This is a genomic window from Pseudomonas sp. JL2 (assembly GCF_031570495.1).
In the GTDB taxonomy this organism is placed as follows: domain Bacteria; phylum Pseudomonadota; class Gammaproteobacteria; order Pseudomonadales; family Pseudomonadaceae; genus Aquipseudomonas; species Aquipseudomonas rhizophila.
Map to the genome: position 1 here is coordinate 142232 of NZ_JAKUDH010000004.1, position 18228 is coordinate 160459.

The window sequence follows — 18228 nt, forward strand, 5'->3', positions numbered from 1 at the left end:
TATCCTGTTATTTATGCCCAGATCCTGTGGTAACGTTGCGCCATCTTTACTTTCCTTGAGCGCATCGATCCATGCCAAAAGCCGCATCCCTGAAAACAGAAGCGCCTACGCCGGCCTCCAGAACGAAGAAAAAGGCGTTGCCTGATACAGGGGCGAGCCAGGTTAAACCGGTCGAGCGACGTATCGCTGCCAATGGAGGGGCAGGGATCAAGGTGAAGCCGAACCGACGTTCGGAAGAGACAATCGCCAATATCCTCAAGGCCACTGAAGAAGTGGTGTTGATGTCCGGTGCCGATCGTATTTCGATCCTGGATGTGTGTCAGGTCGCGGGTGTTTCGCGGGGGACCTTCTACCGCTATTTCGCCTCCCAAGAAGATCTGCTGGACACTTTTTCGCGGCACAAACGCGAAAGTTTCCACAGCTCGCTGTCCCAGGAGCTGGGGCATATCAGTGATCCGGAAGCGCGTCTGAATGCGCTGTTCGCTTATCTCGACAATTACCTTGAGCAAAGTCGGGCGCGGCGCCTTCTGGTGGTTGCCCCTGATTATGCGTTGGGTTTTTTCCGGCGGATTTTCCACGATTCGATCGTGCGTTTTCAGGATGGCTTGGGCATTGTTTTCGACGATTGGGACGAGCGCCTGGGGGTACGTCTTGACCGTGAGTTGATCTGCGAAATGATCATTCGTTATGTGTTGAGCGAAATCCTGGTGCCGGAAGCCGCGGGGCGACGCTTGTTCCCGGTGCGGATGAAAAAACTGCTGGGTGCGCTGATCATGGGTTCCACATCCCGTACCCGCCGCTGACCTTCGACAAATCACCCATCGCTTGACTAAAGCCCTCGCATATCGAGGGCTTCGCGTTTCCGGGCGCTAGTTTTTTCGCCGCTGCACTCCTCATTTTTCGAGCTTGGCTCGTGCTTTCCAATCCCTCGATGCGTTTCAAGACTTAGGTCGAAGGCCCTGCGTCAGGCTTCCTGGCGATTTTTCAAAATAAATTGAACAGTATTTTGATTTCTGCTCAATTTAAATTTAAGCTCTGGTCCTGGTAGTAAGCCTTTTCGTGACGGGTCGATCCTGTCCATGTGAAGGCGCCGCGCTAATAAACCAACAAAAAGTGCCAACCTCGAGGTACCAGACATGCTTATCGATCTACACGCCCACGCACCACACCCTGGCTATTACAACCAGCACCCTCACTGGGGGCCGTTCTTCGAACAACATGCCGACGGCGATATCAAGCTGCGTGTAGGTGATTGGATTCTCGGGCTTGGGTCGCCCGAGCGTAAGGCGGCCGTGCGCTCGGGCAACGGTCCCAAGCTTGAGGAGTATTTTGCTCGCTGGGCTGACCCGAAAACGCGTCTGGCCGGCATGGATGCCGCGGGACAGAATTTGCAGGTGGTTTCTGTCCCATCCCATTGCTACATGTACTGGACCGAAGCCGAATTTGCCGTACCGTTCGCCCGCACCGTCAATGAGACGCTGGCGCAATACTGCTCCGCCGCCCCTGATCGCCTGATGTTCTGGGCCCATGTACCGCTCAATGCTCCCGAAGCGGCGGCGGCTGAATTGCGCTACGCCTGCACCGAGCTGGGCGCCAAGGGCTTGGTCGCCGGAGGGGCCAACTTCGGCGGCCTGGAGTTCGATTCGCCGGAGCTCGACGTGGTATGGAGAACCCTCTGCGACCTGGATCTGCCGATGTTCATCCACGGCTACAACCAGTCGGTCACGTGGGGTAAGAACGCCAATGATGACCGTTACGAAACCACTGCCATCGTAGGCATGCAGTACGACGAAAGCCGCTGTTTCTGGAACCTGATTTGCGGCGGTGTGCTGGATCGTTTTCCCGATTTGAAGGTGTACATCACCCATGGAGGTGGTTATGTCCCGTACCAGCTCGGTCGCCTGGCCAAGACCAACGAAAACCTCGACGTCAAATACAACAAAAAGCCGCTGCTCGAGTACATGAAGAACTTCTACTTCGACGTCGAGCTGCATGAAGTGCCGATGCGCCAGGCTCTGGTCGATATCATTGGGGCAGACCACGTGCTGTACGGCAGCAACTTCGGCGGCAGCGATGCCGTGCGTCACGACCTGACCCATGGTTTGAAGTTGTCCGACGCGGACCTGCGCAAGATTCGCTATGAAAACGCATGCCGCCTGCTGCACTTGGATCCCGCCAAGTTGGGCAAGGTAGGTGCCTGATGAAACTGGCGCGTTGTGAGTATTTTGATACTGGGGTTTTTTGGGCGGTGGTTGATGTCGCTCAGAATCAGGTGACACCCATTTGCGGAGAGTTCAAAGACTGGGCACCCGCGGTGGCGGCCGGGCGCGGTATCAGTTCGGTACGTTTCGCCGGGCCCTCGTTGCCGCTCTCCAAAGTACGTTTGCTGCCGCCTATTGAGCCTGTCAACCGAGTGGTGGTGGCGGGAGCCAATTACGCCAAGCATCTGGTGGAGTTCGGCTTGCAGGCGCCGGCGCAGCCGGTTGCATTCCTCAAGGCCTATGGCGCGTTGATTGGCGCCAATGACCCTATCCGCTTTCCTCCGTTGACTGAGGAGCTCGATCACGAAGTCGAGTTGGTCGCGGTCATTGGCACCGATGAGATCGACCTGGAAAACCCGCTGGCTTGCGTGCTCGGTTACACGGTCGGCAACGACGTCAGTGCCCGAGACCTGCAACGCAGCGGGCCTGCGGGGATTGGCATGGACCTGTTCGCGGCGAAAAGCCAGGACCAGACCACCGGCCTCGGGCCCTGGATCGTCACCAAGGACGAGTTCCCGGAAGGTTCGCCGCGGCTGCGCCTGACCTTGAAGGTGAACGGTGAAGTACGTCAGGACGGATCGACAGCGGAAATGACCTGGGATGTCGGTCAACTGATCCGCTTCGTGCAGCAGCGTTCGAGTTTCGCCGGTGGCGACGTGCTATTCACCGGTTCGCCAGCGGGGGTGGGGATGGGCACCGGTGTGTTCCTCAAGGAAGGCGACGTGGTCGAAGCCAGCGTCGAGGGCATTGGCACGTTGCGCAATGTGGTCAGTAAAAAGAACTGCGCCTAATCGAGAGCCAAACATGAACGCCAATAAAGAAAAAGTAGTCGTCGTCGGTGCTGGCTTGATGGGTACCGGTATTGCACATGCGTTCGCCAGCTCCGGGTTCAACACGTTGCTGGTCGATACCAATGCCGCCTCATTGACAAATGCCAGGGCGAGCATCGAAAAGATCCTTGCCGATGGTGTGCGCCTGGGCAAAGTCAGTGACGAAAAAGCCCAGCAGTCCCTGGCCAACCTGCTGACCTGCAGCGACCTGAGCGAAGCCGCGAGTGGCGCAAATTGGTTGGTGGAGACGGTGTCCGAGCAGTTGGCGGTGAAGAAAACCGTTATCGCTCAGGCGGCGCCACTGCTGGCACCGGACGCGATTATCGCGACCAATACTTCGGCCCTCAGCGTGACCGAAATTGCTGCGTCGGTGGACTGTTCGGATCGCGTGATCGGCATGCACTTCTTCAACCCCGTGCACAAGATGAAGCTGGTGGAGCTGGTGCGAGGGTTGGCCACTCGCGATGAAGTCGTGGCGCGTACGCGCACCCTGTGTGAGCAGATCGGCAAAACCTCTATCGTCGTCAATGAATCGCCAGGACTGACCACCAGCCGCATGTCTGCGCTCTTGGGTAACGAGGCGATGTGGATGCTCCAGGAGGGTACGGCGACCGCCGAAGACATCGACACGGCGTTGCGCCTGGGCTTCAACCATCCGATGGGACCATTGGAGCTGGGTGACCTGACTGGTTGGGATACGCGGTTGTCGGTGCTGCGCTATTTGCACCAGACCCTGGGCGAAAAATTCCGGCCTTGCCCGCTGATCATCAAAATGGTTGCCGCCGGGCGGCTGGGTCGCAAGTCGGGGCAGGGGGTCTACCGCTATGAAGAGGGTAAACAAGTTCCGGGTTCGGGGCTCAAGGCGAGCGCGCTATGAAAGACATCGTCATCGTTGATGCCGTACGTACGCCAATCGGCAAGTTCCGTGGCGGCCTTGCCAGCGTGCGCGCCGATCATCTTGGGTCGCTGGTGCTCAACCGCTTGCTGGAGCGGGTCGATGTGTCGCCGAATCTGGTCGATGATGTGATCTTCGGTTGCGTCACGCAAATCGGTGAGCAGTCCGCCAACATCGCCCGCACAGCCTTGCTCGGTGCCGGATGGCCAGTGACTGTTCCGGGGCTGACCATCGACCGCAAATGTGGTTCGGGTGAAGTGGCGGTGCATGTGGCTGCTGGCGCTATTGCTGCTGGCGCCGCTGATGTCGTGGTGGCGGGGGGCGCGGAAAACATGAGCCGCGTGCCCATGGGCAGCAATCGCGAAATTCACGGCGAGGCGTTTGGCTGGATGGTGGCGCAGCGTTATGAACTGACTGGTCAAGGCGAGGCAGCCGAGCGTATCGCCGACAAATGGGGGCTCAGCCGTGATGCCCTGGATGATTTTGCGTTCGCCAGTCATCAGCGCGCCGCCTCGGCGTCCGATGCCGGTTATTTCGATCATGAAATCGTGCCGGTTGCGGTCGAGGAGTTGTCTGAGCGGGTGCTGGCGGCGCCGGCCGCTGTGTTGCGTCAGGATGAAACCATTCGTCGTGACACGTCGCGGGAAAAGCTGTCGACGCTTAAGACCAGTTTTCGTCCGGACACTGGACGCATTACGGCTGGCAACTCGTCGCAGATCTCCGATGGTGCTGCGGCTTTATTGTTGATGAGTGCCGAAACCGCGAAAAAACTCGGGCTCAGGGCGCGCGCGCGGGTTGTGGCCTTCACCACGGTCGGTTCCGATCCGACGTTGATGCTCACAGGCCCCATCGATGCCACCTGGAAGGTATTGAGCAAGGCCGGGCTGAGCATCAACGACATCGACCTGTTCGAAGTCAATGAGGCGTTTGCCTCCGTGCCGCTGGCGTGGATGCGGGAAACCGGTGTGCCTCACGATAAGTTGAACGTCAACGGTGGCGCCATCGCCCTCGGTCATCCGTTGGGTGCCAGCGGTGCGCGATTGATGACGACTTTGTTGAACGAGCTCGAACGCCGTGGTGGTCGTTTTGGCCTGCAAGCCATTTGCTGCGCTGGCGGCATGGGCACGGCGACCATCATCGAACGGCTCGATTGAGATGGCGCGCCTACCGCTGGTTTCGCTGGAGGCCATGCCGGTTGCGTTGCAGGACGCAGTCGAGCGTGGTCGGTACAGCCGCATGCTCAGTTCCACGACGCCGGTTCAGGTCTGGGCGCATCGACCGGCGGTAGCGCTGGCTTGGCTGGGCTTGATGGAGAGCTTGCACAACGACAGTGTGCTCGATGAGCGCTTGCGCGAGCTGGTGCGGCTGAAGATTGCCAGCATCACCACCTGCAAGGCCTGCCAACTGGCGCGTAAGTCCGATGCGGTCACTGAGGAAGATATTGCGTGCATGGCAACGGACAGCGCGTCCTTCACGCCAGCCGAGCGCGCTGCGCTGCGTTATGCCGAGTTGTTTGCCGGCGACTACCTGGCAATTGACGACACCGATTTCCTCCAGCTTGGGGACTTCTTCTCCACGGCCCAAGTGGTAGAGCTTGGGCTGTATTGCGCGCTGATGTTGGCTGGAGGTCGTATGACCCTGGTGCAGCAGGCCTATTGATACCTTCGATGTCGAGGTATATATGATCTATTTTTTAATAAGTGTCCAATAGTGTTCGGGCAAGGCCTATGATTGGCCGTAAAGTATGGCCTTAAGCGAGCTTTCTTGAAAAATAATGACAAAAATTACGGAGACGATCATGTCCACACCCGCACAGAGTGACCTGGTCAAGGTTTTTACTGACGTAGCCAGTAATTATCGCGGCACCAGCGATATCGACTTGCACGCGGTCTACCGCGACATGCGCGCCAACTCGCCGGTGCTGCAAGACAATTTCATGGCCCGGCTGGGCGTGCCCTCGATTGCCGGGCTGGATGCCAGTCGACCGACCTTCACATTGTTCAAGTACGACGATGTCATGGCTGTCATGCGTGACGCCGGCACCTTCACGAGTGGTTTCATAGCGGAAGGGCTGGGTGCGTTTTTCGATGGCTTGATCCTCACGGCAATGGACGGGGATGCCCACAAGAACATCCGTAACCTGTTGCAGCCGGTCTTCATGCCGGAGACGGTGAATCGCTGGAAAGAAACCAAGATCGACCGGGTGATTCGCGAGGAATACCTCAAGCCGATGGTGCAGGCCAAAGGCGCGGACCTGATGGATTTCGCGCTGTATTTCCCCATCCGGGTAATTTACTCGTTGATCGGCTTCCCCGAGGACCGTCCCGAGCAGATCGAGCAATACGCTGCCTGGGCCCTGGCCATTCTGGCGGGTCCGCAAGTCGACCCGGAAAAAGCCGCGGCTGCCCGGGGCGCCGCCATGCAAGCGGCGCAGTCCTTGTATGATGTGGTGAAAGTAGTCGTGGCCGAGCGTCGCGCAAGCGGGGCATCGGGCGATGATCTGATCAGCCGGCTGATTAACGCCGAATACCAGGGACGCTCCCTGGACGATCATGAGATTGCCACCTTTGTGCGTTCGCTGCTTCCGGCTGCCAGTGAAACCACAACCCGAACCTTCGGCACCTTGATGTCCTTGCTTCTGCAAAATCCGGACGTACTGGAGCGGGTGCGCAATGACCGCAGCCTCGTGAACAAGGCCATCGATGAAGCGGTGCGCTTTGAACCGGTGGCTACTTTCAAGGTGCGTCAGGCCGCTAAAGACCTGGAGATTCGTGGCGTGCCCATCCCTAAGGGGGCGATGGTGCAATGCATTGTCACTTCCGCCAACCGCGATGAAGAGGCGTTCGAAAATGCCGATCAATTCGACATCGACCGAAAACCCAAACCCTCGTTCGGCTTCGGCTTCGGTCCGCACATGTGTATCGGTCAGTTCGTTGCCAAAACCGAGATCAACTGTGCGCTGAATGCCATCCTCGACCTCATGCCCAACATTCGCCTCGACCCGAGCAAACCCGGCCCGCAAATCGTCGGCGCGCAGCTGCGCGGCCCGCACTACCTGCATGTGCAGTGGGACTGATGGGCGCTTGGGTCTGATTTAATATGAACACAAATAAAAAATGTGTTTAATTAAATCAAGATGTGCACTATGATTCAGGCACAACAACAAGCCCGAATGCGAAGGGGAAAACAATGAAAGTTGAAGATCTGATTCTCGTCAGTGTCGATGACCACGCGATCGAGCCGCCAAATGCCTTTGCTCGTCACATGCCTGCCCGTTTCAAGGGGCGCGAGCCGCATGTGATCAAGAAAGGCGATCGCGATGTTTGGGTGTTCGAGGAGCAGGCCACTGGCTACATGGGCCTCAACTCCGTGGTCGGCCGACCCAAAGAGGAATACGGCATGGAGCCGCTGGGCTACGAGCAGATGCGTCGTGGCACCTGGAGTATCAAGGACCGCGTCGACGATATGAACGCCAACGGCGTGCTCGGTTCATTGTGCTTTCCTACCTTCCCGGGTTTTGCCGGGCAACGTTTCCAGGTGCACGCTGACCGTGACGTGTCGATGGCGGCCATCCAGGCTTACAACGACTGGCATTTGCATGACTGGTGCAATGCAGCGCCAGGTCGTTTCATCCCGCTGATGATCGTGCCGTGGTGGGACATGAAGGCCGCTGCCGCCGAGGTCGAGCGCCTGGCCAAACAGGGGGTGCACGCGCTATCGCTGTCGGATAACCCGGCCATTCACGGTTACCCGTCGATTCACAGCGATTACTGGGACCCGTTGTGGAAGGCCTGCAGCGATAACAAGGTGGTGATCTGCTGTCACATCGGTACCGGCGTAAAAGCCAACCACGCATCGGATTTGTCCCCCATCGATGCCTGGATTACCTCCATGCCGATTTCCATCGCCAACTCCGCCGCCGACTGGATCTGGGCGCCCATGTGGAAAAAATTCCCGGACCTGCGCATGGCGCTTTCCGAAGGCGGCATCGGCTGGATTCCTTACCTGCTGGAGCGGGCTGACTTCACCCACCGTCATCACAACGCCTGGACCAATTCCAACTTCGACGGAAAAATGCCCAGCGACATTTTCAACAAGCACTTCATCACGTGCTTCATCGAAGATAATTTCGGCCTGAAGAACCTCGATTACTTGAACGCCGAGATGGTCACCTGGGAAAGCGATTACCCGCACTCCGACTGCACCTGGCCAAACTCGCCGGAAACCGCCTGGGAAGGGTTGCAGCACCTGCCCAAGGAGATGATCGACAAGGTCACTCACTTGAATGCCATGCGTGAGTTTTCCTTCGATCCGTTCTCCATCCATGGCCGGGAAAACTGCACGGTCGGCGCGCTGCGGGCTCAGGCCACGCACGTCAGCATCGAGCCTGCCCTGGGCCTGGGCGGCGCCGATCATGGTCGCCATGACAACAAGCCGGTCACCTCCGGCGACATCAATGCGATGTTCGCCCAGGCTGACGCGCAAACCGCGTTGTAAGTTGTCGCTGCTCCCACAGTCGCCGGCCAATGGCGGCTGTGGAGCGGTTGCCGTTCTGTGGTCGCTTCGTTCGAAGCGATTGCGCCTGTGTTGAGCGTGAGAGAGCGCATATGGCCATCAGTCAATTTTCCTACAGCAGTATTCCTCCCGAGGCGGAAGCGCTTCGCCCAGAGGTGCGAGCGTTCATTCACGATACGCTGGCCGATTATCCTCCCACCCTGAGTGCGCGGTCCTGGATGGGGTTCGACGCCGAGTTCAGCAAGAAACTCGGCGCCAGGGGCTGGGTCGGCATGGCCTTGCCCAACGCCTACGGCGGTGCACAGGCGAGCCCGTTTGCCCGCTATGTGATTATCGAAGAGTTGCTGGCTGCCGGTGCGCCGGTATCAGCTCATTGGATCGCCGACCGGCAAAGCGGGCCGCTGATCAATCGTTTCGGCACCGAGCAGCAAAAACAGCATTACCTGCCGGCCATTTGCCGGGGTGAAAGCTACTTCTGCATTGGCATGAGCGAGCCCAATTCCGGCTCGGACCTGGCGTCGATCAAAAGCACTGCGGTGCGTGAGGGTGATGATTGGCTGGTCAATGGTCAGAAGGTCTGGACCACCAACGCCCACCATTCGCACTACATGATTGCCCTGGTGCGTACCGGTGAGAAACAGGCCGCCAGGCATGAGGGCATGTCGCAATTCATCGTCGATCTGAGCCTGCCCGGCATCACCATCCGACCGATTCGCGACCTGGCCGGTGGCGAGCACTTCAACGAAGTGTTTTTCGACAATGTGCGGCTGCCCGCCGACGCCTTGATCGGCACTGAAGGCAAAGGGTGGGACCAGGTCACCGCTGAACTGGCCTTCGAGCGCAGCGGCCCTGAGCGGTTCCTCAGTTGCATGGCCTTGTTGAAAACGCTGATTGACGCGGTGGGCAAGACACCCAATGCGCTACAGGCGCGGGAGATCGGGCGGCTTTCGGCCAAGTTGCTGACACTGCGCAATATGTCGTTGTCGGTCACGGCACAGCTGGCAGCGGGTGAGCATCCGGCCTGGGCGGCTTCCTGCGTGAAGGACTTGGGCAATGCCTTTGAGCAGGAAATTCCCGAGGTTGCCCAGCTGTTACTGGAAACCGAACCACGGCAAGACGGCGGCAGCGAACATGCACGGGTGCTGGCCTACCTGACTCAGATGGCGCCCTCATTCTCACTGCGCGGGGGCACGCGCGAAATTCTACGCGGCATCATTGCCCGCGGGTTGGGGTTGCGATAATGCGCGAGATATTTGAAACGACGATTGAACGCCTGTTTGCCGATGTGGCGACGCCGGCTTATGTGATGGGTTGTGAAGGCGGCGAATGGCCGGCCGAATTATGGGCCGCGCTGGACGAGTCGGGCTTTACCCAGGCGGGTGTCACCGAAGCGCTGGGAGGTGCTGAAGCCAGTTGGGCCGATATGTATGTGCTGGTCCGTGCCGCCGGGCGCTTTTCGGTGCCCGCGCCATTGGGTGAGGCCCTGCTCGCCAACTGGCTACTGAGCAAGGCCGGCCTGGAGGGCAGGGCAGGCGCCCTGAGCATGGCGGCCAGCGCTGATCTGGTGCTCGATGGCGAGCGCGTTCATGGCGCTGCCTATTCGGTCCCTTGGGGGCGCAATGTCGAAGCGCTGGTAGCGATTGCCAATAGCGTAACCGGTGTCCCACATGTGGTGTTGCTTGAGCGCAGTGCTGCCAGCGAACTCACGCCGAGCTTGAATGTGGCGGGCGAGCCACGGGATGACCTGGGGTTCACCAGTGCCCAGGTACTGGCGCAAGCGCCGCTACCCGCCGGGCTCGACGCCGATGTCCTGGAACTGGGCGGTGCGATGCTGCGTGCGGCGCAGACCGCCGGGGCTTTGCACGCGCTATTGGACATGACCGCCAACTACGCCGGCGAACGCAAACAATTCGGGAAGGCCATTGGTTCGTTCCAGGCCATTCAACAGCAATTGGCGGTATTCGCCGAACAGGCTGCTGCCGCCGGCATTGCCGCCGAGGCCGCCTTTGCAGAGTCCCGTTGGGGCCTGGCCGCGCTGACCATTGCTGCCGCGAAAATCAGCACGGCAGAAGCGGCCAGTGTTGGCGCCGGCATTGCGCATTCCGTGCATGGGGCTATCGGGTTTACCGAGGAGTACCCCCTGCATTTGCTCACGCGGCGGTTGTGGGCGTGGCGCAGCGAATTCGGATCGGCCAGCGTTTGGAGTCAACGTTTCGGCGCTCAAATATGCCAGGGAGGCAGCGATGGATACTGGCCGTTGCTGACCAGCCACGGCCAGCAATCCTTAATCTGTCCTGCGAGTAACCCGGCATGAGCAACTTTCTTCAGATCGAGCGCGAGGACGGCATCGTCACTGTGCGCATGAACCATCCCGATACCCGCAATGCGCTGACGACGCCCGAGCAGATTCAGGAGTTTGTCGACCTGTGTGCGGAACTGCGGCGCGACAAGTCGGCGCGGGTGATGGTGCTCACGGGCAATGGCAGCGCGTTCTGTGCCGGCGGTAACGTCAAGGATATGCACGAGCGTGGCGGTATCTTCGCCGGTTCGCCCTATGAGTTGCGCAATACCTACCGCGATGGCATTCAACGCATTCCCCTGGCGATTTACGAGCTGGATATTCCAGTCATCGCGGCGGTAAACGGCCCGGCGATTGGCGCGGGTCTCGATCTGGCGTGCATGTGCGACATCCGCCTGGCGGCGCCCAAGGCGATCTTCGCCGAGAGTTTCGTGCGCCTGGGCATTGTTCCCGGGGACGGCGGTGCCTGGCTGTTGCCGCGCATCATCGGCATTCCCAAAGCCAGTCTCATGGCGTTTACCGGCGATGCCATCGATGCCGCAAAGGCGCTGGAATGGGGCCTGGTGGAGCAAGTCTGCACGCACGAAACGCTCCAGACGGAAGCTCAGGCGCTGGCGCGACGAATCGCCAGTAATCCGGGGCATGCGTTGCGCCTGTGCAAGCGCCTGCTACGTGAAGGCCAACATATGCGCCTGGATTCGCTGCTGGAATTGTCCGCGGCGTATCAGGCGCTGGCGCATCACACCGAAGACCATCAAGAGGCGGTGGCGGCTTTTGTCGACAAGCGCGATCCCGATTATCAGGACCGCTGATCACCCATTGCCCACAACAAGAATCGAGCTGGAGTAAGCAAAATGCGTGGCGTATTTCGAGAAGACCACAACATGTTCCGTGATCAGGCCCGCCGCTTCGTCGACCGCGAAATCGTGCCTTACCTGCATGAGTGGGAAAAGAACGGCATCGTTCCCAAGGAGGTTTGGCTCAAGGCCGGCGAGAACGGATTGCTGTGCTCCACGGTGCCAGAAGAATATGGCGGCCCCGGAGGTGACTTCGGTCATTCGGCGGTGATGATCGAAGAGCTGGCGCGAGCCAACGCCACTGCCGTGGGTTTCACCACCCACTCGGAAATCGTAACGCCTTACATCGTGGCCTACGGCAGCGAAGAGCAGAAGCAGCAATGGCTGCCGCGTATGGTCAGTGGTGAATTGATTGGCGTGATCGCCATGAGCGAACCGGGGATCGGCAGTGACCTGAGGGCCATGCGCACCTCGGCGCGGCGCGACGGTGACGACTACATTGTCAGTGGCCAGAAGACCTTTATCACCAACGGTGGGAATGCTGGCCTGGTGGTCACTGCCACCAAGATTGACCCCGCGGCCAAAGAGTTGACCTTGATCTGCGTCGAAGAAGACCGTGCCGGCTTCGCCAAGGGACGCCTGCTGGAAAAGATCGGCCTGAAAGGGCAAGACACCGCCGAACTGTTTTTTGATGAAGTCCGGGTGCCTGTCGGCAATCGTTTGGGCGAGGAGGGCATGGGGTTCAAATACCTGACCCATCAACTGGCCTGGGAGCGCCTGATTATCGCGATCCGTGCCGCGCAATCGATCGACACGCTGCTGGAGGAAACCATTGGTTATACCCGTGAGCGCAAGGTCTTCGGCAAACCGGTGCTCGACTTCCAGAACACCCGTTTCAAACTCGCTGAAGCCAAGGCCCAGGCCACCATGTTGCGGGTGTTCGTTGACGACTGCCTGACCAAGGTGATGCGCGGTGAGTTGACGCCTGAAATCGCCGCGATGGCCAAGCTACTGGGGTCGGAAATGCAGGGCAAGCTGCTCGACGAGTTCCTGCAATTGCACGGTGGTTATGGCTTCATGAGCGAATACAAGATCAGCCGTGCCTGGGTAGATGCTCGCGTTGCTCGGATCTACGGCGGCACCTCGGAAATCATGAAAGAAATTATCGGCCGTACCCTTTGAAGTACTGCCGCAGGAGGCAATCAGATGAATAACTCCCTTTATGACATTCCTTTGAAAAAAAACGATGGCAGTGCCAGCCGCCTGGGCGACTATCAGGGCAAAGTTCTGCTGGTGGTCAACGTCGCTTCAAAATGCGGCCTGACCCCGCAATACGAGGGGTTGGAAAAGCTGTACCAAAGTAAAAAAGACCAGGGGTTTGAGGTGTTGGGTTTCCCGGCCAATAACTTCAGAGAACAGGAGCCGGGGAGCGACGCGGAAATCGTCGAGTTCTGTTCGGTCAACTATGACGTCCACTTTCCGTTGTTCTCGAAAATCTCGGTGGTCGGCGCGGATCAGCACCCTCTCTACACTCAACTGACTGGCTCGCAACCTGAAGCCATCGGTGACGGTCCGTTCCGTGAGCGGTTGAAGGGATATGGCATCGAGTCGGCCAACACCACGGACGTGCTGTGGAATTTCGAGAAATTTTTGATCGACCGCCACGGCGCGGTGGTTGCGCGTTTCGCTCCGGACGTTACGGCGGATGACCCTCGGTTGCTTGACGCGATAAATACACAGTTGGCCAAAGAGGCTTAGGCGTGCAGACGGTCGACACAGTGAGTGCACTTCGCGCGTTGGTAACCCGCGCGCGCAGTGAAAACAAGAAAGTCGCTCTGGTGGCAACCATGGGCAATTTACATGAGGGTCATATAGCCCTGGTTCATTGGGCCAGGCAGCGGGCTGATTATGTGGTCGCGAGTATCTTCGTCAATCCACTCCAGTTCGGGGCGAGTGAGGATCTGGCCGGCTATCCTCGGACGCCGGAGGCGGATCGAGAGAAACTGGTCGACGCTGGCTGTGATGCGCTATTTGTCCCGGCTGTCGAACAGATCTATCCCGAAGGAATGCTTAACCAGGCCATTGTTAGTGTGCCGAACGTCTCCGAAGGTTTGTGCGGTGCAGCGCGCCCAGGACACTTCGATGGCATGGCTACGGTCGTTGTCAAATTGCTGAATATCGTTCAGCCGAACGTCGCGGTTTTCGGGGAGAAGGACTATCAGCAGTTGGCGGTCATTCGTTCAATGGCCAGGGATCTCAATATGACAGTCGACATTGTCGCTGCTCCGACCATTCGAGCCCCGGATGGGTTGGCGTTATCTTCCCGCAACGGTTATCTGACCGATAGAGAGCGTGCCATTGCTCCAGTGCTTTATGCATGCCTGCAACAAATGGCGGCGTCTATCCAGGTTGAGGGTCGGGTGGCTGAGGGCCAGTTGATGGAATGTCGTCGACGTATAAGCGACGCCGGTTTTCAGCTGGAGTACTTTGAGGTCAGGAATGCCCAGAATTTAAATCCTGTGACAAGCACTGATACTCATTTTGTGATCCTGGTGGCGGCGCGCATCGGTAAAACGCGACTCATCGATAATTTGACGGTGGATCTTCGCCTGGGTGACTGAATTAACCATCACGGAATGCATCACCACACAGTCCCAAGGGGGGCCTCAGTCCATCGTGAAAACAGAAAGATCACCAAAGGAAACGACAGTGGGCCTTTATCGAGCATTCGCTGCGCTTTGCCTGTGTTTTGTCTCTCTAGTCGGCGTTGCTCAGCAAGCCCCAGCGGATGCCTATGGTGCCGACACCCAGCGTGCCAAAGCCTTGCTGGCAAAAGCTGTCGCCGAGTACAAAGCCAAGGGCGACACAGCGTTAGCCGAGTTCAGCCGGCAGGGGGCCTATGTCGATGGTGAGCTGTACATCTACGTGGTAGATACCTCCGGTGTAATGCTTGCGAGCGGCGGGCCTTCAGTTTCACTGGTCGGCAAACCGGTGGTCAGCTTCCTGGACGACGACCTCAAAGCTGTATTCCAGCAAGCCATTTCACAGCCAGATGACGGCGTTGTGCATAGCGCCGAATACCGCTGGTGGAACTGGCAACACGCCAAGGTCGAGCGCAAACGGGTGTTCTATCAGCGTGTGCAGGATCGGGTGATCTCCGTGGGTTACTACATGCCACGGTCGAGCCCGGAACAGGCACAACAACTGCTGCGCCAAATCTCGGGGCAAATTGCCAACGACGCTAAAACCACCTTCAGCCTCATTAATCAGCACGATAAGCAGCTCACCCGGGATGATCTTTATGCCTTTGTGGTGGACCTGAAAACCCAGCGGTTTGTCGCTCACGGTTTTTCGCCCCGGTTGATCGGCACCGACTTCAAGTCATTGCGCTCAACCGACGGCAAGCCTATTGGCGAGGATATTCTCAAGCAGATGAGCGCCCATGAAACAGGGGAGATCGCCTATCTGTGGCGCAACCCTATGACCGGGCAGAACGAATACAAGAGGACTTTTCTGCAGCGGGTGAACGGGTACATCGTCGCCGTGGGCTGCTATGCAATCAAGTGATCAATGATGGGTGATATCGGTGTTTTGAGCCATGGCAGCGACAAGGCGACCCGTAGCCATTGGATGATTCTGTCCATTATCAGCTTCAACTTTATCTCGTACGTATGCAGTGGCTTGCCGCTTGCTGTGTTGCCGGGCTACGTCCTCAATGACCTGGGCCTGCCCTCGGTTTTCGCGGGTGTGGTGATCAGCTCGCAGTACCTGGCGACGCTCCTGACCCGCCCCTTGGCTGGTGGCGTGGCCGATCGCCTGGGTGCCAAATACGCGGTGGTGTGTGGGTTCAGTGGCTTGATGTTGAGCGGCACCCTGACTGCGCTCGCCATTTTCCTGCACACCCAACCCTGGTTGACCCTGACACTATTACTGCTGGGGAGGTTGGTGTTGGGGGCGTCCACAGCCATGATTTCCACGCCCTGCTGCACCTGGGCCATCGGGTTATGCGGTGCCCCTCGGGCAGCACAGGTCATGTCGTGGAACGGAATAGCGGCTTACGGCGGCACGGCTGTTGGCGCGCCACTGGGTGTGCTGCTGCACAATTCGTTGGGTATCGCCAGTGTGGGGTTGAGCACCGTGTTGCTTGGCCTGATGTTCCTGCTTTTGGCTCTGGGCAAGCGGTCAGCTCCATTAGTGACAGGCGCCCGTCTGGCATTTTATCGAGTCCTGTTCGCCGTCTTGCCAAATGGCCTGGTCCTGGTTTGCAGTTCGGTGGGGTTTGGCGGGCTGACGGCGTTCGTCGCACTGTACTTCGACAGTCTGGGCTGGGATCACGCCGCCTACTGTCTAAGTGGCTTCGGGGCAGGTTTTATCGTTGCCCGATTGTCGTCGCCGGGAATACTGCAGCGATTCAGAGGGTACAAGGTGGTGGGTGGGTGCCTGCTTGTACAGACCTTGGGCATGCTGCTGATATGGCTGGCGCCGTCTCCTGCGCTGGCCATTGCCGGCGGGGCGTTGACCGGGATAGGTGTGTCATGGGTCTATCCGGGGCTAGGCGTGGAGACATTGGCGAGCACTCCGGCCGCGAACCGTAACTCGGCGCTCAGTGCCCTTTCAATATTTTTTGATATTGCAGTGGGGATCGCCGGCCCGGTGATGGGCCTGGTTGCCTCAGGTTTTGGCTATGCTGCGATATTTCTCTGTGCTGCACTGATGTCAGCAGGCGGGTTTCTAGTGGCGCTCTGCCTATGTTGGCGGAAGGGCCGCATACGCGATTGATACGGCTTGCTTAATGGTCCCTCTGTTTGACATGACTAATGCGCAAGTAAGCCCTTCGACGCTCTGAGAGCGCAGCGATCCACAGGCTTCCTGTTCGCGGCCTGCCTGGCCGACGATGTGATCGACTGGACGCCATGCCATAATGGAAAGCCCTCTCGATTTTGAAGACCGTTTCCCGCTCCAATTATTTTTCTATAGCCTTCCATTGAAGCATGTAGAAACCAAAAAAAGAGGCTTCGGCCTCTTTTTTTATTCCAGTAAAGTCCATTCTGATACATTAATAGCCACAATTTTTCAGTACATTATTTAGTACATCAATTCGGCATTTGATAAATCGCTTTTTCGTGGTACTCACCTCACTGGAAACCGTACAAATCTCCTCTATTCAAACGAGACGGAGATTGTAAGATGGCTCTCACAGACACTGCAGTCCGGCATGCCAAACCCCGTGCAAAGGAATACACCCTCCCTGACTACAACGGCCTTGCCCTTTTCGTAAATACCAAAGGCGCCAAGTGCTGGCACTTCCGCTTTTCCTGGGCGGATAAGCAACCCCGTATTTCGCTCGGTACCTATCCTGAAGTTATCTTGCGAAATGCTCGGGCGCTGCGTGATGTTGCGCGGGCACAGGTCGCCAGGGGCATTGATCCGCGTGTCCATCGGCAGTTGGAGCGTAATGCCAGGCGCCTGGCCACGGAGAACGCCTAAGAAACGGTTGTTCAGCATCGAAAGTGGTACACAAAGTTGAACATCGTGTTTGTGGTCGTGGGTCTCGACAGGCCGGTCGGACCCAGAACCTCCCACTTCAATTGGCCGCCGAATCGGCTGACAGCGAGGGCGCTCAGGTTGAGGTGTAGAGGGCGACGCCTTACCTTCGTCGTTTATGGTCAGTTAAACCGTTGGGCCAGGTCGGTAATCAGTCGTTGGGCAGGTGCAACTGGACCTCCATGGCGTCATGAAGGAGTCGGACGACCTCGATCACGTCGTCGTTTGCCACGCGATAGAACACGACATGGCGCGGGCTTTTGACCGTTCCATGGGGGTGTTTAGCCTGCTGGCGTGAATAGATGAGGTGATAGCTGCGAAGGCCCGGCGCAAGCTCATCGCGGTCGTGGCTGCCAATGCGATAAGGCGTATCGGCAATCGCTTGAAGCGCCGCGAGGATCAGCGCCTGGTAGCGCTGGCGTGCTTGATCGCCGAACTGCGTCTGGGAGAGCCTGAGGATGTCGACAATGTCGGCGCGCGCCGCGTTGGAAATCCGATACTGCGGCATGCTCAGTGTTTCTCTCTCGCGGGGAGAGTGGCCTCCAGACTTAAGCCCTCGAGGTAGTGCTCCAGCTCCCCTTCGTTCAACTGAGTGAAGCGCCCGTGCTCAAGATCCATAATGCCGATCGAGGTAGCCTGACGCAGAGCCTCAATTTTGGCAGCGTCTTCGGCGACGCGCTGTTCTAATAGGCGCAAACCTTCTCGCATCACTTCGCTGGCATTCTGATAACGGCCGGACTGCACCAGGTCCTGGATAACCTGTTCCTGGTGAGGGGTGAGCACAACGTTTCGCGTTGCCATAATTAGCTCCAGCTTTGGGCAAACAGGTTTTTCGACCATTGGCATAATATGCCATTTTTACCGAGGAGCACATATCTTAAGAGCTGTATCTGACGAACTGAGTCGTACAGGTTCACCCGCCGCGCACTGATGTGTGGCAGGCTTGTTCAGGATTTGGCCAAAGCCAAGCGTATTCCAAAGCTAACCTGAAAGACATAAACGGAGCCGCTGCACTTGGTCGATCTGTCCACTGTCCCCCCTCCGTAAATGGGGAATCACGCGCAGGTAATTGATCGACACTGAGAAG

19 protein-coding genes are annotated in these 18228 nt (G+C 58.2%); 17 read left to right on the forward strand and 2 right to left on the reverse strand.

Annotated elements, in window-relative coordinates; genetic code table 11:
- Window positions 1–71 precede the first annotated feature (71 nt).
- From MKS85_RS07965 to MKS85_RS08045, 17 genes are all read left to right on the forward strand, one after another.
- Entirely contained in the window at window positions 72–803 is a 732-nt protein-coding gene (locus tag MKS85_RS07965) for a TetR/AcrR family transcriptional regulator (protein WP_014338824.1), read from the forward strand.
- Between the two features lie 333 nt (window positions 804–1136).
- Entirely contained in the window at window positions 1137–2201 is a 1065-nt protein-coding gene (locus MKS85_RS07970) for an amidohydrolase family protein (RefSeq protein ID WP_034114491.1), read from the forward strand.
- Window positions 2201–3052: a fumarylacetoacetate hydrolase family protein gene (locus MKS85_RS07975; protein WP_034114489.1), complete on the forward strand. Its 852-nt coding sequence runs from the start codon at window positions 2201–2203 to the stop codon at window positions 3050–3052. Before MKS85_RS07970 ends, MKS85_RS07975 begins: the two co-directional genes overlap by 1 nt.
- Window positions 3053–3065: 13 nt before the next feature.
- Window positions 3066–3968: a 3-hydroxyacyl-CoA dehydrogenase gene (locus tag MKS85_RS07980; protein WP_014338827.1), complete on the forward strand. Its 903-nt coding sequence runs from the start codon at window positions 3066–3068 to the stop codon at window positions 3966–3968.
- A complete protein-coding gene (locus MKS85_RS07985) occupies window positions 3965–5140 on the forward strand; it encodes a thiolase family protein (protein ID WP_014338828.1) in 1176 nt (391 codons plus the stop codon). Before MKS85_RS07980 ends, MKS85_RS07985 begins: the two co-directional genes overlap by 4 nt.
- A gap of 1 nt (window position 5141) precedes the next feature.
- A complete protein-coding gene (locus MKS85_RS07990) occupies window positions 5142–5645 on the forward strand; it encodes a carboxymuconolactone decarboxylase family protein (protein ID WP_014338829.1) in 504 nt (167 codons plus the stop codon).
- Window positions 5646–5784: 139 nt separating this feature from the next.
- The gene (locus tag MKS85_RS07995; protein WP_014338830.1) at window positions 5785–7062 is read left to right on the forward strand and encodes a cytochrome P450; all 1278 of its coding nucleotides are present in this window, start codon (window positions 5785–5787) and stop codon (window positions 7060–7062) included.
- A gap of 113 nt (window positions 7063–7175) precedes the next feature.
- On the forward strand, window positions 7176–8483 hold the full coding sequence (locus MKS85_RS08000; RefSeq protein WP_014338831.1) for an amidohydrolase family protein: 1308 nt from the start codon (window positions 7176–7178) through the stop codon (window positions 8481–8483).
- A 110-nt stretch (window positions 8484–8593) separates the two neighbouring features.
- On the forward strand, window positions 8594–9742 hold the full coding sequence (locus MKS85_RS08005) for an acyl-CoA dehydrogenase family protein (RefSeq protein WP_034114487.1): 1149 nt from the start codon (window positions 8594–8596) through the stop codon (window positions 9740–9742).
- Entirely contained in the window at window positions 9742–10815 is a 1074-nt protein-coding gene (locus MKS85_RS08010; RefSeq protein WP_014338833.1) for an acyl-CoA dehydrogenase family protein, read from the forward strand. The genes MKS85_RS08005 and MKS85_RS08010 overlap by 1 nt, the downstream gene beginning before the upstream one ends.
- Window positions 10812–11612: a crotonase/enoyl-CoA hydratase family protein gene (locus MKS85_RS08015; protein ID WP_014338834.1), complete on the forward strand. Its 801-nt coding sequence runs from the start codon at window positions 10812–10814 to the stop codon at window positions 11610–11612. Before MKS85_RS08010 ends, MKS85_RS08015 begins: the two co-directional genes overlap by 4 nt.
- Before the next feature lie 42 nt (window positions 11613–11654).
- Entirely contained in the window at window positions 11655–12779 is a 1125-nt protein-coding gene (locus MKS85_RS08020) for an acyl-CoA dehydrogenase family protein (RefSeq protein WP_014338835.1), read from the forward strand.
- 24 nt (window positions 12780–12803) lie between these two features.
- Complete coding sequence (locus MKS85_RS08025; RefSeq protein ID WP_014338836.1) at window positions 12804–13355, forward strand: glutathione peroxidase; 552 nt, start codon at window positions 12804–12806, stop codon at window positions 13353–13355.
- A gap of 2 nt (window positions 13356–13357) precedes the next feature.
- Complete coding sequence (gene panC / locus MKS85_RS08030; protein WP_014338837.1) at window positions 13358–14218, forward strand: pantoate--beta-alanine ligase; 861 nt, start codon at window positions 13358–13360, stop codon at window positions 14216–14218.
- Between the two features lie 88 nt (window positions 14219–14306).
- On the forward strand, window positions 14307–15164 hold the full coding sequence (locus MKS85_RS08035; RefSeq protein ID WP_047882656.1) for a cache domain-containing protein: 858 nt from the start codon (window positions 14307–14309) through the stop codon (window positions 15162–15164).
- A gap of 6 nt (window positions 15165–15170) precedes the next feature.
- Complete coding sequence (locus MKS85_RS08040) at window positions 15171–16376, forward strand: MFS transporter (protein ID WP_039588606.1); 1206 nt, start codon at window positions 15171–15173, stop codon at window positions 16374–16376.
- Between the two features lie 408 nt (window positions 16377–16784).
- Complete coding sequence (locus tag MKS85_RS08045) at window positions 16785–17084, forward strand: Arm DNA-binding domain-containing protein (protein ID WP_047882657.1); 300 nt, start codon at window positions 16785–16787, stop codon at window positions 17082–17084.
- A 208-nt stretch (window positions 17085–17292) separates the two neighbouring features.
- On the opposite strand, the gene MKS85_RS08050 is transcribed toward MKS85_RS08045, so the two are convergent.
- Window positions 17293–17649 carry a type II toxin-antitoxin system RelE/ParE family toxin gene (locus tag MKS85_RS08050; protein ID WP_047882658.1) on the reverse strand — a complete coding sequence of 119 codons (357 nt, stop codon included), beginning with the start codon at window positions 17647–17649 and terminating at the stop codon, window positions 17293–17295.
- A gap of 2 nt (window positions 17650–17651) precedes the next feature.
- Window positions 17652–17942: a type II toxin-antitoxin system ParD family antitoxin gene (locus tag MKS85_RS08055; RefSeq protein ID WP_047882659.1), complete on the reverse strand. Its 291-nt coding sequence runs from the start codon at window positions 17940–17942 to the stop codon at window positions 17652–17654.
- Window positions 17943–18228 lie beyond the last annotated feature (286 nt).

Coding starts and splice junctions, on each gene's coding strand:
- MKS85_RS08020 (WP_014338835.1), top strand. CDS start 11,655: ATGCGTGGCGTATTTCGAGAAGACCACAACATGTTCCGTGATCAGGCC.
- MKS85_RS08050 (WP_047882658.1), bottom strand. CDS start 17,649: ATGCCGCAGTATCGGATTTCCAACGCGGCGCGCGCCGACATTGTCGAC.
- MKS85_RS08025 (WP_014338836.1), top strand. CDS start 12,804: ATGAATAACTCCCTTTATGACATTCCTTTGAAAAAAAACGATGGCAGT.
- MKS85_RS07985 (WP_014338828.1), top strand. CDS start 3,965: ATGAAAGACATCGTCATCGTTGATGCCGTACGTACGCCAATCGGCAAG.
- MKS85_RS07970 (WP_034114491.1), top strand. CDS start 1,137: ATGCTTATCGATCTACACGCCCACGCACCACACCCTGGCTATTACAAC.
- MKS85_RS07995 (WP_014338830.1), top strand. CDS start 5,785: ATGTCCACACCCGCACAGAGTGACCTGGTCAAGGTTTTTACTGACGTA.
- MKS85_RS08000 (WP_014338831.1), top strand. CDS start 7,176: ATGAAAGTTGAAGATCTGATTCTCGTCAGTGTCGATGACCACGCGATC.
- MKS85_RS08040 (WP_039588606.1), top strand. CDS start 15,171: ATGGGTGATATCGGTGTTTTGAGCCATGGCAGCGACAAGGCGACCCGT.
- MKS85_RS08055 (WP_047882659.1), bottom strand. CDS start 17,942: ATGGCAACGCGAAACGTTGTGCTCACCCCTCACCAGGAACAGGTTATC.
- MKS85_RS07975 (WP_034114489.1), top strand. CDS start 2,201: ATGAAACTGGCGCGTTGTGAGTATTTTGATACTGGGGTTTTTTGGGCG.
- MKS85_RS07990 (WP_014338829.1), top strand. CDS start 5,142: ATGGCGCGCCTACCGCTGGTTTCGCTGGAGGCCATGCCGGTTGCGTTG.
- MKS85_RS07965 (WP_014338824.1), top strand. CDS start 72: ATGCCAAAAGCCGCATCCCTGAAAACAGAAGCGCCTACGCCGGCCTCC.
- MKS85_RS07980 (WP_014338827.1), top strand. CDS start 3,066: ATGAACGCCAATAAAGAAAAAGTAGTCGTCGTCGGTGCTGGCTTGATG.
- MKS85_RS08045 (WP_047882657.1), top strand. CDS start 16,785: ATGGCTCTCACAGACACTGCAGTCCGGCATGCCAAACCCCGTGCAAAG.
- MKS85_RS08015 (WP_014338834.1), top strand. CDS start 10,812: ATGAGCAACTTTCTTCAGATCGAGCGCGAGGACGGCATCGTCACTGTG.
- MKS85_RS08005 (WP_034114487.1), top strand. CDS start 8,594: ATGGCCATCAGTCAATTTTCCTACAGCAGTATTCCTCCCGAGGCGGAA.
- MKS85_RS08010 (WP_014338833.1), top strand. CDS start 9,742: ATGCGCGAGATATTTGAAACGACGATTGAACGCCTGTTTGCCGATGTG.